15 protein-coding genes are annotated in these 13,817 nt (G+C 52.9%); 6 read left to right on the top strand and 9 right to left on the bottom strand.

The genetic code is table 11. From position 1 onward, the window contains the following. Positions 1 to 173: 173 nt before the first annotated feature. Both V3314_RS05670 and V3314_RS05665 read left to right on the top strand, forming a co-directional pair. Entirely contained in the window at positions 174 to 398 is a 225-nt protein-coding gene (locus V3314_RS05670; RefSeq protein WP_186690163.1) for a DNA-binding protein, read from the top strand. Further along, the gene (locus V3314_RS05665) at positions 395 to 1,261 is read left to right on the top strand and encodes a helix-turn-helix domain-containing protein (protein ID WP_338460015.1); all 867 of its coding nucleotides are present in this window, start codon (positions 395 to 397) and stop codon (positions 1,259 to 1,261) included. The genes V3314_RS05670 and V3314_RS05665 overlap by 4 nt, the downstream gene beginning before the upstream one ends. A 254-nt stretch (positions 1,262 to 1,515) precedes the next feature. On the opposite strand, the gene V3314_RS05660 is transcribed toward V3314_RS05665, so the two are convergent. The 4 genes from V3314_RS05660 to virB5 all read right to left on the bottom strand — a co-directional run bounded on the left by V3314_RS05660 (position 1,516) and on the right by virB5 (position 4,583). Then, positions 1,516 to 1,707, bottom strand: a complete 192-nt coding sequence (locus tag V3314_RS05660) for an antitoxin VbhA family protein (protein WP_338460014.1) — start codon at positions 1,705 to 1,707, stop codon at positions 1,516 to 1,518. Positions 1,708 to 1,992: 285 nt separating this feature from the next. Beyond that, positions 1,993 to 3,078 (bottom strand): type IV secretion system protein, encoded by a 1,086-nt coding sequence (locus tag V3314_RS05655; protein WP_338460013.1) that lies wholly within the window; start codon positions 3,076 to 3,078, stop codon positions 1,993 to 1,995. Further along, positions 3,075 to 3,329, bottom strand: coding sequence for an EexN family lipoprotein (locus tag V3314_RS05650; RefSeq protein ID WP_338460012.1), 255 nt, complete (start codon positions 3,327 to 3,329; stop codon positions 3,075 to 3,077). Before V3314_RS05650 ends, V3314_RS05655 begins: the two co-directional genes overlap by 4 nt. Positions 3,330 to 3,818: 489 nt before the next feature. Then, positions 3,819 to 4,583 carry a P-type DNA transfer protein VirB5 gene (virB5, locus tag V3314_RS05645; RefSeq protein ID WP_338460011.1) on the bottom strand — a complete coding sequence of 255 codons (765 nt, stop codon included), beginning with the start codon at positions 4,581 to 4,583 and terminating at the stop codon, positions 3,819 to 3,821. 402 nt (positions 4,584 to 4,985) lie between these two features. On the opposite strand from virB5, the gene mobC reads away from it, so the two are divergent. Together mobC and V3314_RS05635 are read left to right on the top strand one after the other, a co-directional pair. Beyond that, positions 4,986 to 5,543: a plasmid mobilization relaxosome protein MobC gene (gene mobC, locus V3314_RS05640; protein ID WP_338460009.1), complete on the top strand. Its 558-nt coding sequence runs from the start codon at positions 4,986 to 4,988 to the stop codon at positions 5,541 to 5,543. Between the two features lie 29 nt (positions 5,544 to 5,572). Beyond that, the gene (locus V3314_RS05635; RefSeq protein ID WP_338460007.1) at positions 5,573 to 6,133 is read left to right on the top strand and encodes a hypothetical protein; all 561 of its coding nucleotides are present in this window, start codon (positions 5,573 to 5,575) and stop codon (positions 6,131 to 6,133) included. Between the two features lie 92 nt (positions 6,134 to 6,225). Here the strand turns inward: V3314_RS05635 and V3314_RS05630 are convergent, their stop codons facing one another. From V3314_RS05630 to V3314_RS05620, 3 genes are all read right to left on the bottom strand, one after another. Next, the gene (locus V3314_RS05630) at positions 6,226 to 7,731 is read right to left on the bottom strand and encodes a hypothetical protein (RefSeq protein WP_338460006.1); all 1,506 of its coding nucleotides are present in this window, start codon (positions 7,729 to 7,731) and stop codon (positions 6,226 to 6,228) included. Between the two features lie 480 nt (positions 7,732 to 8,211). Beyond that, positions 8,212 to 8,838: a hypothetical protein gene (locus V3314_RS05625; RefSeq protein WP_338460005.1), complete on the bottom strand. Its 627-nt coding sequence runs from the start codon at positions 8,836 to 8,838 to the stop codon at positions 8,212 to 8,214. Between the two features lie 7 nt (positions 8,839 to 8,845). After that, the gene (locus tag V3314_RS05620) at positions 8,846 to 9,883 is read right to left on the bottom strand and encodes an ImmA/IrrE family metallo-endopeptidase (protein WP_338460004.1); all 1,038 of its coding nucleotides are present in this window, start codon (positions 9,881 to 9,883) and stop codon (positions 8,846 to 8,848) included. 487 nt (positions 9,884 to 10,370) lie between these two features. On the opposite strand from V3314_RS05620, the gene V3314_RS05615 reads away from it, so the two are divergent. Further along, the gene (locus V3314_RS05615) at positions 10,371 to 10,937 is read left to right on the top strand and encodes a sce7726 family protein (protein WP_338460003.1); all 567 of its coding nucleotides are present in this window, start codon (positions 10,371 to 10,373) and stop codon (positions 10,935 to 10,937) included. Here the strand turns inward: V3314_RS05615 and V3314_RS05610 are convergent. Continuing rightward, positions 10,921 to 11,946: a hypothetical protein gene (locus V3314_RS05610; protein ID WP_338460002.1), complete on the bottom strand. Its 1,026-nt coding sequence runs from the start codon at positions 11,944 to 11,946 to the stop codon at positions 10,921 to 10,923. The two genes, V3314_RS05615 and V3314_RS05610, sit on opposite strands and share 17 nt — an antisense overlap. Positions 11,947 to 12,657: 711 nt before the next feature. Here V3314_RS05610 and V3314_RS05605 point away from each other — a divergent pair. Continuing rightward, the gene (locus V3314_RS05605; RefSeq protein WP_015268712.1) at positions 12,658 to 13,119 is read left to right on the top strand and encodes an Lrp/AsnC family transcriptional regulator; all 462 of its coding nucleotides are present in this window, start codon (positions 12,658 to 12,660) and stop codon (positions 13,117 to 13,119) included. A gap of 13 nt (positions 13,120 to 13,132) precedes the next feature. On the opposite strand, the gene V3314_RS05600 is transcribed toward V3314_RS05605, so the two are convergent. Continuing rightward, the gene (locus V3314_RS05600) at positions 13,133 to 13,564 is read right to left on the bottom strand and encodes a DUF3077 domain-containing protein (RefSeq protein ID WP_230384929.1); all 432 of its coding nucleotides are present in this window, start codon (positions 13,562 to 13,564) and stop codon (positions 13,133 to 13,135) included. Between the last annotated feature and the right edge of the window lie 253 nt (positions 13,565 to 13,817).

The following is a 13,817-nucleotide window of genomic DNA, read 5'->3' as shown; positions in this document are numbered from 1 at the left end:
CACTGTTGTCAACGTGTTTTCAAATTGTTTTCCGAGTTGTTTTCCAGAGGACCTAAACTCGAAATTGGTGACAGTAGCACTAGAAACCTCCATCTTTACTGTCACCAAAGTATACTGATAGCTTCAGCCGTAATTACAACGAGACGTTAATCAACGTAAGCACGGAGAAGCCCATGACTGCAGAAGAATACCTCCTCGACCGATTTGGCCCGCTGATGAGTCTAGCCCAGGTAGCAAGCTTGCTCGGCAAGTCTCCAGCCGGATTTAGAGTCGCCATGTACAACAATTCGGATCTGGCACAAAAGCTTAAGCCAACTGTAGTTCGCGTTGGGCGACGAGTCTTTTTCCGAACCATACAAGTTAACGATGTATTGGAGTTAGATGGTGCTCTGGGATGAGCATCAAAGCCTCAAACTGGGCATGGGATCAGCACCTTACGCCATCGTCAAAAATTGTTTTGATGGCCTTAGCGGATGCCGCTGACGACCTAGGTGTTTGCTGGCCGAGAATCAGCATCATCGCGAGAAAATGCTGCACTTCGGAGCGAACTGTACAAAGGGTACTAAAGGAGCTCGAAGCAAAGAAATTCGTGACAGTGAGCAAGCAATTCAGAAGTGATGGCGGACAGAGTTCGAATAGATACACGCTCGAAATTTTCACCCCCCTGACAAAATGTGACCCTCCCCCCGCCAGGAAGACACCGGCCACCGACCAGAGCGTCTCTCCCCCGGTGCCACATATGTCACCGGGGGATGACAAGATGTTGTCACCCCATAAACCTACAAAGAATCCAAATAAAGAATCACTACAACAACTACCGGGAGGCAATCTACACGGCGACTCTGCCCCCTTGAATTACAGCGAACACGGGGAAACCACCGAAACCCAACTAATCTGGCCTCATATGCTCACCTCTCGCTCAGAGAAGAAAATAATCATGGAAATGATGGAAAGGTTCGAACATACGACAGCACAAACTCTGTTGGACGAACTGCAAGGTGCACTGGCTACGCACAGCATCAAAACTAGCCCCAGCAGATGGATGAGGGGGATAATCAGTAAGTTCAGAAAAGGCACATTCGTAGCGAATGCAGGCTTAGCTGTGGCAGAAAAACGCAATCGACGAAGACTAGACATAAACACGCCCAAGCCAAATGATCAGTTGGACCAACCAACCTCGACCATTTCAGATGCAGAAAAAAGAGCACGGTGGCAGCACATTAAACACGGAGTTACTTCAGGATCGAAAATAAGTTTTTAGATACGTCATGCATCCAGATACTCCGCGCTTCGCTTGGGCAACCCCTTCGGTTGCATCCCGCGTCCTATCCTTGCCGGACGGGCGGCAGGGGCAGGTCCGGCGGCTTCGCCTTGTTCCTCCCCCTGTCGCTAGGCTTGGTCGCTTACAGCTGCATCAAGGGTACGGCTACGCCCATCATCCTCACCCGTTCGGTGCTCGCCCTCCGGGCTACGCTCCGCTGCGGCTTGCGGTGATGCCCTTGACCCAGCTTCCAGCTATTCGTGGATGCTGGCTGAAACAAATTCGGTCAAGGTGAGCTTCCCGTCCACAAAAGCTTGAGCGCGTCGCTGTTCTTCAGCGCTCAATACAAAACCCTCGAGCCCGATTGACGCGCAAGCATACTCGACAGCCTTCCGACGCCGCTCCCGCTCAACACTCGTGATGATGACGCTCTCCGAAGTATTCACGGGCTCCCCCTCGTGTCGGTGACTAAAGCAAGACAATTTCAGCGCTGAACAGATAAACGGGGGTCAAGGGCGTCACCGGAGGCCGCAGCCCGTGAAACGGGACCGGGCGAGGATGACGGCGAAGCGAACCCTTGACGCTGCGCACCCCCAATCCTACATGTGGGGCTGCTGGATGCCTTTCCCAGCGGCCCCTGCTACCGGCGAGGGCGGGAAGTCCAGAGGGGCAGAGCCCCTTTGGGTAAGCCCGCCAGGGCGCGCAGCATGCTCCACGGTACCAGTAAACCTTTAACTGCCGACCTTCCCTCCTCTCGCCCTACCCCAGTTCTTGCCCAGGTTCTGCATGACATGCTGCCGGTAGGCGGGATTCCAAACGCTGTTCCCTGCGATCACATGATTCAAACCTCTTGCAGTGGTCATCATGCCCGACTGCAGGTCACGGCGCGTTGACATCGGATTAACTGTGTTAAAGACCGCCTTGGCTGGGTTTATCGCAGCCTGAGCCATCTGCCGCAATGTGATCGCACTGGACGACAAACCACCTGCAAGCTGGCCTCCTAAAGAGTAAGCCTGATAAACCATGTAGAGCACGATCCCGCTCAACGCGAGGATCTCCAGCATGTCGGTCGCTGGGCCGTTTCCAGCAGTGGGCTGCACATCTGCCAACATTACCGAAAAGAATTTTATTCCAAGCGTCAGCACTGACGTGACAGCAGCACACTGAATGACATAGGTCATCACCTGGGCGAACCATTGATCGAACCACTTGCTGGTCATCTGGCCGAAAAGCAGCATTGCAATGAACAACGGGCCGCACCCAAGCAAAAACGCTAAAAGTACCTTCGCTGTAATGATCATCGCTCCAGCGGGTAGCGTGATCAGGAATGTTGCAAAGAGCATCGTTCCAGCGATGACCCCGTCATAAAGAATCATGCCTATCTCGGTGATCCCACGCCTCCCTGCGCGAGCAATGAGGTCGGAAAAGATATCCAAGCCGTCGGTCATAGCTCTATCAATCACCTGATAGACCGATGTCGCAGCTACACCGTCGCCGTTTGGCGAAAATGCATCTGCCAAGCCAGCCTCCAGGCCGCGAATCGCTTCCACCACCCAACCAAGGTACGTATCAGCATTGAGTGCCAGTGCGCCGATAAATACCCACTTCAGCATCAGCTTAAAGAGATGTGGAAGGGGATGCTCGATGAACCCACTGACCGACAAAAGGCCGAGGGTCATGAAAAACAGGCCACCGCCAACAACGAACAAGCCCGAGAAGTCATCAATGACACTATGTGCCATCAGCTGAACGTAGCTGTTCAACACCGCGTCGACAGAGCCACCTATCCATTCGTAGATATTGGACGCCATGGTCATTGCCCCTCCAGATTCAGCACTTCACGCTTCCGATAGCCGCGCTGATCAAGCTGCTGCTCATTCCTGGCTTGCTTGGCATTAACGCAGTTCGGCGTAAGAGCAAGAGTCCCGGCATGTCGCTCGCACTCCGATATATGGATATCCCTTTCCGAGCTGTGGGCTTTGTACCAATCGACAGAATGGACAGGTTCATCTGCCCCGCAGCCCGTGAGCAGAAACAAAACGACAATTGAGAAACGAGAGACTGTCATTTCCGGCCCTCCCGATTCTGATCCGCCCCATTCACTTCACGAGGCAGCAAATACTCCGCCTCCGGGCGGAATTCCCCAGCAAATTTCAGCGAATAGGCCAGCTCAGCAGCGTTGATTATCTGAAGTGCTACAAGCGTTCTCAACGCGCTTTCCCTTGTCCCTGCCCAACTACCCGCGACGCGGCATTCGGACCTCGAAATCAATAGCGACGAACCCAGTGCACATGCGAACGAGATCAAAACGGCGAGCGTTGAGGAGATTGGCCCAGTTGCTCGGGGCGGCACTATCTGCAACCAATCGGCAAGCGCCAGTACGAAAGGCATGATCGCGGCCGACGCCGCCAGGAGATCGCTCTGGATCAACCCAGGTGCACGTCGTGACACCTCTTTCAAAGCCCCGAACCGACCAATGCAAATCCAGAATCGCCGTAAGGAAGTGAGGATGAAGAAGCACACGACCAAGGGGAGAATATGAGCGTACGAGATCATTTCAGTTGCCCCCCAGGTTCAGCAATTCGCGATTCTTGTAGCCTCTCTTGTCGAGCACCTGGGCATTCAGTTCCCGTTGCCGCTGCTCCTGAATCTTGCCCTCAGCCCCAGCGACCATTTGGAACATTTGCAATTTGGTCTGCTCGTTCTGGATCATCGCTTGCTCTGCAGCGATGCGACCCTGCAGCTCTGCGATCCCTTTGGGATCTTGCGTTTGATTGATCTGCCCCATGAGCTGGTCAATCTGACGCAGTCGGGCTTCGGCCTGGTCATAGGCCTCCAGAGCAAACGCTTTATCTTGCGACGGCTTCACCGCCTGTGCTCGGCAAGCATCGCGCTGCTGATCCTGAACCAGGCTTTCGCAGGCATCGAACACCTTGTTGTCCGAATAGATCGAACCGGCACGGCTATTCAAACCTGAATAGCCGCCACGCTTCACTGCGTCATACACAGCCTGCCAATCTTGGGGCAGATACTCTCGCAGCTGCGGGTCGTCAAATACTCGACCGAGCCCACGCGACCCCGTGAGCGCGCCGTACTGCTGCTTCATCTGATCAATCTGGGATGTCATCTGCTGAACCTGTTGAGCCCAGCGAGTCGTGTTAGATGCGAACTCTGCGACTGTCATGGGGGAATCCGTCACTTGGGTAGTAACGGTTACAGGAATTTGAGCGTACCCCTGCTGGGAAGCCAGCATCGACGTGAGCATCGTCGCGAAACTAGCTGATCGGAAGCTTTTGAGCACAAAACGCTTGAACGGACCCATAGTCACCTCTCCATTTGACATGGTGAGCACTGGGCCGTCTATTCCAGCCTGTCGATCTGTTCAGGAATCGCACCCGGCACGGTTAAACCGTCCTTGGGGTGACTATGCGCCAGTCTTACCCGGTGTAGGCCCCGTCTTTTAAGGGCCGCGCCCATAATGCAGTAAGCATCAGCGAGGCGGTTACAGCACTCATCGAACTAACCAAAACACTACGTTTCGGCAGGGCAGATTATCTCAGTTTGGCTCTATATTTTGAAGCACCATATATCCGAATATCTTCGTCATGACGAAATTCCAATTGCTACAAGTGACTACTGCAGGATAGGCTAAGCGCCGGTAGTGTGTGCGCACATCATCAGGAACTAATCTATTAGTACGCATAGGGTGTCTGGAGAGACTGCTATGGAGAAGCCAAGCCGGGCCATAAACGTTCACCTTGGCGCCGATCTAAAAACACGCTGGACGACTTATTGCGCCGGTCTTGGTAAAACCCCTGGGGCTGCTCTAAAGGAAGCTATCGAAAACCAACTGGCGATCTCAGGCGCGGAAAAAAGACCCGCGCGGTCAAAAGCTTATACGCAAACTGAGGGCATTAGAGAGCGAAAGGAACGCTTTGAAATTCTACTAACCAGCTCCGAGCGAACCGCCATAAAAGAGCGCGCTGAAGCTGAGAACTGCTCTTCGAGGCGCTGGATCGTAGATGCTATTCGCACAGGATTAACCCATGAACCGCAGTTCAGCATGTCCGAAATCGATGCGTTGGGCGACTCCAACTATCAATTGCTTGCACTAGGCCGAAATCTCAACCAAATTGCGCGGCGCTTGAATGAAGGCCACTACGAACCGATCACAGTGAATCGACTCGAGACGCTGAGCCGCCTGATAGAAAAGCATACGGATGTTGTGAGCGACGCGATTCGCGCAAGCTTGGAACGTTGGAGCATTACAGCCAGGAAATAGAACAACTTTTGAAAAGGGGGATTCAGAACATGCTACGCCCACTCGCAAAATCAATAGCCTCAGCTTGGTCGCGAGCTGCTAACAATCCTGAGCGACTAATATCTCTAGCAGCGCTTATTGTGGCAAGCGGTGCCCTCTGCGTATCGTTATGGCAAATCAATATAGGTAAGCAACACAACGTTCTTTCCGTGCGACCATTTCTTATAGTCACCCCCCACTTAGCAGGGGCAGGGGGTAAGAACGGATTGTATCTAAGCAATGAAGGTATCGGACTCGGAGTGCTTACCTCGTTAAGTGTTTCAGTGTCAGGAAAGACCTACAACGGGTTAGGTGTTAATAAATGGCCGAATATCCTGCGTGACATTGGCTTGAATCCGCTCTGTTTCTCTATTGCATGGCCGGCAAGGCTCGCCGCCCTGAGACCCGGTGCAGAAATAGAGATTTTGGGCCTATCAAAAAACACACAACCGGGATGTGAAGCCGCACTGGTTAGCTTTCTTACACGAAAAGATATCGCAATTGAGCTGCACTACACCTCATTATACGGAGATGGGCATGTATTTTCCGGGGATGCTTCCATGAATTTATGAGTATCACCACGGGCGAACGTCGAGCTAGCCATTGGGATTTCGATTATCAACCGGGAAGAAGCGATTCCTTCCCGGCAGCATATGTTGCAGCCTTATACCTTTGCCTGCTCGCTATCAGCAGCAGCTTTCTGCGTCGGTTTTTCAATTTCTTCTTGAGCAGCTAACCCGCTCTCGACCTTTTGGGTCTGAGCGCTTAGAAGCTCGTCAGTCTTGGCAGACAATTTCTTTGCAAGCGCAGAAAAACCTGGCAACTTAGACAAGCTCTCAATAGAGTCAGAAAGCTTTGCACTATTCTCCAACGCATCCATCAATGGATGATCAGTCTTATTGTAATCTGTAATTAGCTTCCCTGGATTTTCCGAACTAACCTGAAGCATATTAAACAGAAGCTTGGTCCTCAATTCATCACGTACAATACTCTCACGGGGCAGCGACTCGATCTGGTTTGATAGTCCTGAGAATGTCCTTCCAAGAACCGCCTTGTGGGTGTACTCCTCGATCAAACGCTTGGAAAGATTTAGCTTCTTACTTGACGAGTATGCGAACCATAAGACCGGAAAATACAAAGGCAAAATTGAGACAATTAAATTTGGAGTCCCTTTAATTACCTCAACCAGGTCATTACCCTTCCAGCCCAACAAAAAGACATCAACACCAAACGGGATTAAAGAAACACCAACCATGAGCCCTATGGCAACCAAGAACTTAAACTCGTGCCCCGACAACGACTTTATTTCATCATCTTTCTTTTTCTCGTAGGCGGCGCTCAAGCCTGCAGCCATAGCACCTGGCAACAACCCTGAAATTTCATCATTTATCGCCGCATACCTTTTATTTGAAACATCCAAGAGCTGCTCAAACTTATCCTTTTCACTAGCCAAGGCTAGTTCATGCTTTTCAAGCAACTCCTTAACTGTCCCATCAACCTTACCTTCCATATCTTCCGTTTTCGACTTTATTGAGTCATACGAGTTTTGCAGCTCATCAAGAAGCCCATCGATCCTTTCGACGCTCCCGTCAGCAGCCTTTACTTCCGCACCTAAAATAGACTTGTGCAAATCATCTATATCTGACTTCTTCTTCATCGAATGTGTCAGCAGACTTTCCATGTCCTTACTAACAGCAGCGGCCCCTTCCAAAAGCTTCTTACCATTTTCAACCTGCCCTGGAAGATTTTGAACCTCCTGAAGCGCAGCCTTAATCATAGCTAGATCGGCGCTCGCTGCCTTGAATACTTCTGACATTGAACTCTGCTGCTGAACTATGGCTGAGCGAGCCTCTTCTCCAGCCTTCGCAACATCTGAAACTTCTGCCAGCAGGACTTTGGATTGCTTACCAATATCAGTGATACCGATAAGCTCGCCACTTGCAGTATCCTTATACGATATAAGGGCGGCAAGAGCTTGCTCTATCTGCCCTTCTATTGACTTTACACTTGCTAAAGCCTTAGAAGCGTTACTAGCTGACTCAAGTGCTGAGACCTCAGAGTCCGAAGCTTTCCTTTCTATTTCTTCAGTCAGCTGCCTGAACCTGATATCAACTTCAGACTTATATTTATCAAACTCAGCTGGATCAACACCCTTGTCAAAAAAAGACATATTTTAGTACCAGTCCTTATGCGCGCACACAAATATTCATTAAGACAAACTCCTGAAGATCAGGTCGACAACATCGCCTTTCTCAATAATATAATACCGAACATAGCAAAATGCCACCCGCCCTCCTCTCTAACTGCCGTGAGTCTAACTGAAGGGTTGTCTCGCGCCTCATCGGTTCATTAGCGCATGTACCTGACAATGGGAAGTGTCTGGAGCAAGAAGTCTAAACGGGCAGATTGAGCTGGTGATGCCTGGCCCGCAGCGCAGGCAGGTCCTCAGGTCCAGATTAAGCCACTCGCCCAGGGTCGCTCTGGCCCTGACGCCAGCAATAGAAACTGCTACGGCTGATCCCGCTAACGACAAAGCCCCCTTTCGGGGGCTTCTCTTAGGTCATCTGCATCACATTCGCCAAACTCTAGGACGAATACACACGCATGGTCATAATATTTGGTAGAAATGGATGTTTAAGCCTCTAGGTAGTCAGCGAGGTAGCACATACTTCCCACTGGTATCCGCCTCAAGGGAGCGCATATAGCTTAGAAGCGCCTCGACTACAGACTCTAACGGATTTTCCGCCGTTCGACCGAAAGCAATGCTTACAGAAGTATCGACGTCCGGTCGAGCACGAACCTTTGCCGAGACCAGCTGAAACTCCGCGCTTCCCAGGATTAGATACAAGGCTTCTTCCAGACAAATCAGTCGAGCCCACAGAGCGTCAACCACTGGAATGCCCTCAACCTTGGAAAGCGCCACGTATGCCCGCTTGTCACCACTCAGGAGCTCCGCCCCCTCGTTACCATAGAGTGCCGCAAATAGAGTTGCCTCACCGCTATCAATATCAGGTCGATTGAGCAGGAGCAGGGGATTCGCAGATTCCACCAAAACCTCTACTTCAGAGGCTGACGCCACGAGCTGTCGCGCAAGGTCGACCGCTTCCAAAGAACCGAGTTTGGCGAGAGCCTTATCGTCCTTGATCAGCTTCAGCTGAAACTTAAGCTGCGGAAGCACTGCAAAATCGCCTAAGCCACAGCCCAACGCGCCGGCCAACTCATGGAGAAGGCTGTATTGGCATATTTTTTTTGCGGCATCGCTATCGAGCAAATACAAGACTGAGCTACCTCGCAAATCCTTGCATGGAAAGAAGATGCTCGGCACTCTCTTCGGAAATCGCTGAAAGATCAGTATTCCTTATGAATCGATCCCGCAGTAACTCGACCGCTCCGACCTCTTGCGGAACAAACCTCAATGCCTGATTAGCCCAAATCCAGTCATCATGTTCTTTGGCATAAGACAGGATAAGGTGTCCCTGATCTATACCATTCTCCCGACTAGCCCTAAGCGCGGCAGCCGCCAAAGTGGTAGCCGATGTCTGGCGAGGTATCCGTCGAACAATGTCCATCTGTCCATGCCGTATGAGGCTGAGGGCGAAAGTATCTGCCTCCCGTTCTTGCTCGTCCCTTCGGACCTGCACACGACCTTCAAGTCCTTCGCTCACATCAGCGATGTCCTCATCAATCAGAGCTCCATTGTCCTGGACGTGACCACACAAAATGTGGGCAAGCTCATGGGCCAAAACGAACAATTGTTTAGAATGATGCGTGTGATTGAAACCTAGAAGGATTGCTGGACGGCCGTCTACAATGACTGCCATACCGGTCATGCGCTTAGTGTTCCTGGGCATCTCTTTGAGAAATAGAACCGGAATGCCATTCATCCAGCAGAGATCCAGCAACCCCTGAAAGTCAACGCATGCCCGCCCAGTGGAGTGACGCACTAGCTCATAAATCTCAAGGGGATTAGCAGGCAACTGATGATAGGGCGCTCGACTAGCAAAGACCGCCAGGCGAGCCAAAGCGATGCCAAGTCCTGCCGCGACATTGAGCTCGTCAACGCGAGTATCCGCCCTATGTTTAAAACTGGCACGCGCGGCACGCGGCTCGATTGCCAGATCACCGTCTTGCCCAAAGCTCACGTCTAGGCCCAACCGCTGCTTAAGGATCAGAGCAAATTGGAATGCCCCCGCACTGGTTTTCAACAGGCTGTTGTCCCACCAATCAGGAAGGAGCTTCGTGACATACGTTCGCGGATAACCCGCTGCCTGAAGGCTCTCAAAGGCAGATTTAACGGTTATAGGAGTCTTTGCGTCATGCATATGCAACCTCCTCTAACGCTCTTCCAGTTCTCATGTTCTCATGCCCGCCCGACTGTGCGCAAAAAGCAGCTCAGCTAGCCGACGAGCGTGCTCCTCAGATCCGTCCCAAACGGAGGCGAGAGCGTTCATCAAAATCTCGCTGGAACGGGGGTCGGACGCGTCACGGCCCACATCAATATTTGCATATTCGCATAACCTGAGATGAGTCTTAGTGAACCGCTTAGGAGCTGCGAAAAGGTTTCTATAGATCTGTGACTGATTTATCCCTGTATCTCTTGCGATAGCTGAGCTAGTGACCATTCCCCTTGCAGCAAAATGCTCCAATAGCTCGGCAACAACATGGGATAACGGCTTCTGCTGATTCATGCAAATATCTTAGCATATTTGCATAGCCCTCTCTACCAGCTAAGCTTGTCCATCAGGTCGGAAAGTCACGCAAAAAAGCTCCATTTGCGGCATCATTGGCGCCTACCTGAGATTCTCCTCCATGCGCGAAACTGATATCAAAATTGCCTTAACACATCACCTAGCAGCAGGTATGCCTAACGTTTCGTCTCACTTCCTAGAGGAGGTTGAGCTGAATGGCGGAGAGATCCGTGCGGACCTGGTGCAGGTTTTAGACATGCACTGCTATGAGATCAAAAGCGCAGCGGACTCTCTAACACGCCTTGTTGGGCAGGGTTCACGCTATGCTCGCGCATTCGATCAGGTAACGCTTGTCACTGCGGAATGCCACCTCAAGAAAGCGATGCCAATGCTGCCTCCTTGGTGGGGGGTTATGGTTGTGCCAGACGAGGCCGGCAAAACCTTCAAGCAGGTACGAAAGGCCAAACCTAACAAAAGACATGAACCCGACGTCTTGGTCACCCTGCTGAAGCGTGAAGAGGCCCTGCAGATTCTCGAAGAGCTTGGGATCACTCGCGGCTTCAAGAGCAAGAGCCTCTACGTTATTCAAGCCAAGGTCGCTGAGATGCTTTCTCTGGAGGACCTTAAAGCGAAAGTTCGTCTACGCCTGATCGAGCGGGCTAGACGCGCTATCAGTACTGCTCCTTGAGCACGTATGCAATGTGGTGACTCCACCCTTCGGTGATGTGATAGTGCCCACAACGCTTCTTCTTCACTGGAAAATTGGGATCAGCTCGCTCAGCCAAGATCTCGTCCCCGAATGAGTATCCAGCTCCTTTGAAATCCTGAGGGTAGGTGCTTACCAAGATTTCGGAAATCGCAATGGAGTCATTGGTGGTTTTCCCATCCGCTCGCAGGATCAACCAATCGTTGCCTCGGGTGTAGCGGATCGCGATACGATTGCTACGAAGCTCCAGGATGTCCTCCGTCCAACCTGGAGAAAGGGTTCCATAATCGCCAAATCCGACTTTCAAGTCCGGCACACTAGCGTTTACGTCGCTCCAAAATGCCCAATCCGAACGCTTGAATGTAGCCGAACCGGTTTTGACAGATGCCAAACTAGCAGGGTATGCGCCCGAAACAACATGCACCGACTTATAACCAATGGCGCTAAGCGACCGTAGATCTTGACTGAAACTGGCGATCTGGCCTGGCAGCCACTCCTTCGGACTGACCCCTAGGTCGACAATCAATGCCGAGTCGATCCCTGCTGACTTCAGATAGGTATAAGCCCCTTGCACCAATTGCAGTTTATCGTTAGGAACGGCAAGGGCATCCAAACGCAGCCGGATGACTACTGAAGGAAGTGAGGTAGCCAATTTCATAAATTTGGCGCCCATGCTCGCAACGTACGCAGGTCCTAAGACCGGCGAAGCTGGAATTTTTTGCTGAACCGCATGCTGCATGAAATCTAGAAGCTCATTCTGGCGGACATGCGTCAATTGCCCGCTAGGATTTGCATAATCTACCAAGACGTCATGAGGCCATACGGCCTGGAGCTTTCCAAGAAGGTTCAGATGCTGCTTGGAAGTACGCACCTCAATGCATGGCTGCACGCGGTGTACGTGTGCTGCTTCGACCTTTTCGAGAGCACGCTGCTCCCACGACTGCCACTTGATGATGGGAACGTAACGCGGATGCTGCGGAAACTTAGCCATGGCCCCTCCTTGGCTCAAAAATTAGACTATAGCACTCTGCCAGCACTCAGTTCTCAATACCACTTCTGTCTAATACAGGGAGGGGGAAACGGCGGAAGAGCTGGTGAGGCATGGATGCCGAGCCAGGCCCCGGGCGGCTTTTTGCCCGGGGCCTGGACACCAGCGCCGGCAGGGACGCCGGATCGACGGTACAAAACAATCCACTCTCCCAGGTACACTAGCGGTACAGCACGAAGGTCCTCACTTGTAACCTACCGTTCGCTAACGTACTGATTGCCCTGTACTTTCGCGTACTGTACCGTTTCCTCCTGTAACCCAATGAAACCTAGCGTAGCGGTGTCATTGGCGAACTCATAATCCTTTGGTCCACGGTTCGAGTCCGTGTGGGCCCACCAGATAATCAAAGGCCTACGTTGCAGAACGTAGGCCTTTTTCTTTTCGGCAGTTCTGCCGGATGAAAAAGCTACGGCCGATGTTTACATCCTGGGCCAGGCCGACACGGCAGCTGTAGGAGCGGCCTTGCGTCGCGAAAGGGCCGCGAAGCGGCCCCGGGATTTCGGCGCTGAGCAAATATTGCTGGGGCTGCTGCGCAGCCCTTTCGCGACGCAAGGCCGCTTCTACAACGGGGGCGCGTCAGCATGGCCAACTGTCTACCCTTGCCCTGCTTACCGCAGGCTGGCTAGGCTAGCGGGCCAACCGTAGAGACTCGCCATGTCGGATTCCCGCTCCATTACGCTGGATGAAATCGATCGCCAGCTGATCGCCCTGCTGCAGATCAACGCCCGCGAAAGCGTCGCCACCCTCGCCCGTCAGTTGGGCATCGCCCGCACCACCGTTAACTCGCGCCTGGAGCGGCTGGAGAAGAACAAGGTCATCTCCGGCTATGGCGTACGCCTGGGCCAGCGGGTGATGGGTGGGGGGCTGCAGGCGTATGTGGGGATCAAGGTGCAGCCGCGCTCGGGCAAGGAGGTGGTGCGGCGCCTGAGTGCGATGGGCCAGGTGCAGCAGCTGTGCGCAGTGAGCGGCGAGTTCGACTATGTGGCCTGGCTGCGTACGGATTCGCCCGAGCAACTGGACCAGCTGCTCGACCAGATCGGCAGTGTCGACGGGGTGGAGAAGACCACCACGTCGATCATTCTCAGCAGCAAGGTGGACCGCGGGCAGCCGCTCTGAACTCGGCTGGCGGTCAGGCTTCCTGGCCGTCGAGCAGGCCTTCCAGAATTGCCGAAAGGCTTTCGGCGGAATGCTGCATCGACCAGACGATGTCACGGCTGCGCTCGGGGGCGTGGTGCTGGGCGTAGTCGGTGGCGATCTGATTGAGACCACGGGCCAGGAGGCAGGCATGGACCAGAGCGTCTGCGGCGTCGATGCCGGGGCGTATGGCGAATAATGGCGGGTGGCTGGATTCGCAGTTGCAAAAGGGTTTTTCTGCGGTGGGTTTCAGTTTTTCGGGTTGGTCAGAATCTGTCGTCTTCATGATGCAATTTCCAAATTGAGTCTTGAGGAAACCGCCTACCAACTCCTTCTCACGGGAAATAGGTGGCAGCCATGCACGGGGTGAGAACCGGCCAACTTGGAAATCCGGCCAGGCGAAAGCCTGCCCGCGCACAGCTGCCATGACATAAGCCTTGGTGCGAAGTTGGAGATGGGTTCTCACACCCAGTCGCCCGAACAGCGGCGACTCAGTGAAGTTAACGATGAGGCGTTTCCCACGCAGCCAGACCGAGGCTATAGCGGGCGTAGGGTAATTCTTTAATTCATGGCATGGGTGTAGGAACTGTCTGATCACACCCTGTGGGAGCGGGCGTGCCCGCGAACACGGGCGCAGCCCGTGCCATACACCGCGGGGGCTTCTTCGCGGGCTCGCCCGC

The organism is Pseudomonas sp. TE3-3-F2023, from assembly GCF_036784815.1.
In the GTDB taxonomy this organism is placed as follows: domain Bacteria; phylum Pseudomonadota; class Gammaproteobacteria; order Pseudomonadales; family Pseudomonadaceae; genus Aquipseudomonas; species Aquipseudomonas pudica.
The sequence above is the reverse complement of the archived record's forward strand: the minus strand, read 5'-3'. Positions and strand labels throughout refer to the sequence as shown.

Coding starts and splice junctions, on each gene's coding strand:
- virB5 (WP_338460011.1), bottom strand. CDS start 4,583: ATGGGTCCGTTCAAGCGTTTTGTGCTCAAAAGCTTCCGATCAGCTAGT.
- V3314_RS05630 (WP_338460006.1), bottom strand. CDS start 7,731: ATGTCTTTTTTTGACAAGGGTGTTGATCCAGCTGAGTTTGATAAATAT.
- V3314_RS05665 (WP_338460015.1), top strand. CDS start 395: ATGAGCATCAAAGCCTCAAACTGGGCATGGGATCAGCACCTTACGCCA.
- V3314_RS05615 (WP_338460003.1), top strand. CDS start 10,371: ATGCGCGAAACTGATATCAAAATTGCCTTAACACATCACCTAGCAGCA.
- V3314_RS05635 (WP_338460007.1), top strand. CDS start 5,573: ATGCTACGCCCACTCGCAAAATCAATAGCCTCAGCTTGGTCGCGAGCT.
- V3314_RS05605 (WP_015268712.1), top strand. CDS start 12,658: ATGTCGGATTCCCGCTCCATTACGCTGGATGAAATCGATCGCCAGCTG.
- V3314_RS05670 (WP_186690163.1), top strand. CDS start 174: ATGACTGCAGAAGAATACCTCCTCGACCGATTTGGCCCGCTGATGAGT.
- V3314_RS05600 (WP_230384929.1), bottom strand. CDS start 13,564: ATGGCAGCTGTGCGCGGGCAGGCTTTCGCCTGGCCGGATTTCCAAGTT.
- V3314_RS05610 (WP_338460002.1), bottom strand. CDS start 11,946: ATGGCTAAGTTTCCGCAGCATCCGCGTTACGTTCCCATCATCAAGTGG.
- V3314_RS05655 (WP_338460013.1), bottom strand. CDS start 3,078: ATGACCATGGCGTCCAATATCTACGAATGGATAGGTGGCTCTGTCGAC.
- mobC (WP_338460009.1), top strand. CDS start 4,986: ATGGAGAAGCCAAGCCGGGCCATAAACGTTCACCTTGGCGCCGATCTA.
- V3314_RS05650 (WP_338460012.1), bottom strand. CDS start 3,329: ATGACAGTCTCTCGTTTCTCAATTGTCGTTTTGTTTCTGCTCACGGGC.
- V3314_RS05620 (WP_338460004.1), bottom strand. CDS start 9,883: ATGCATGACGCAAAGACTCCTATAACCGTTAAATCTGCCTTTGAGAGC.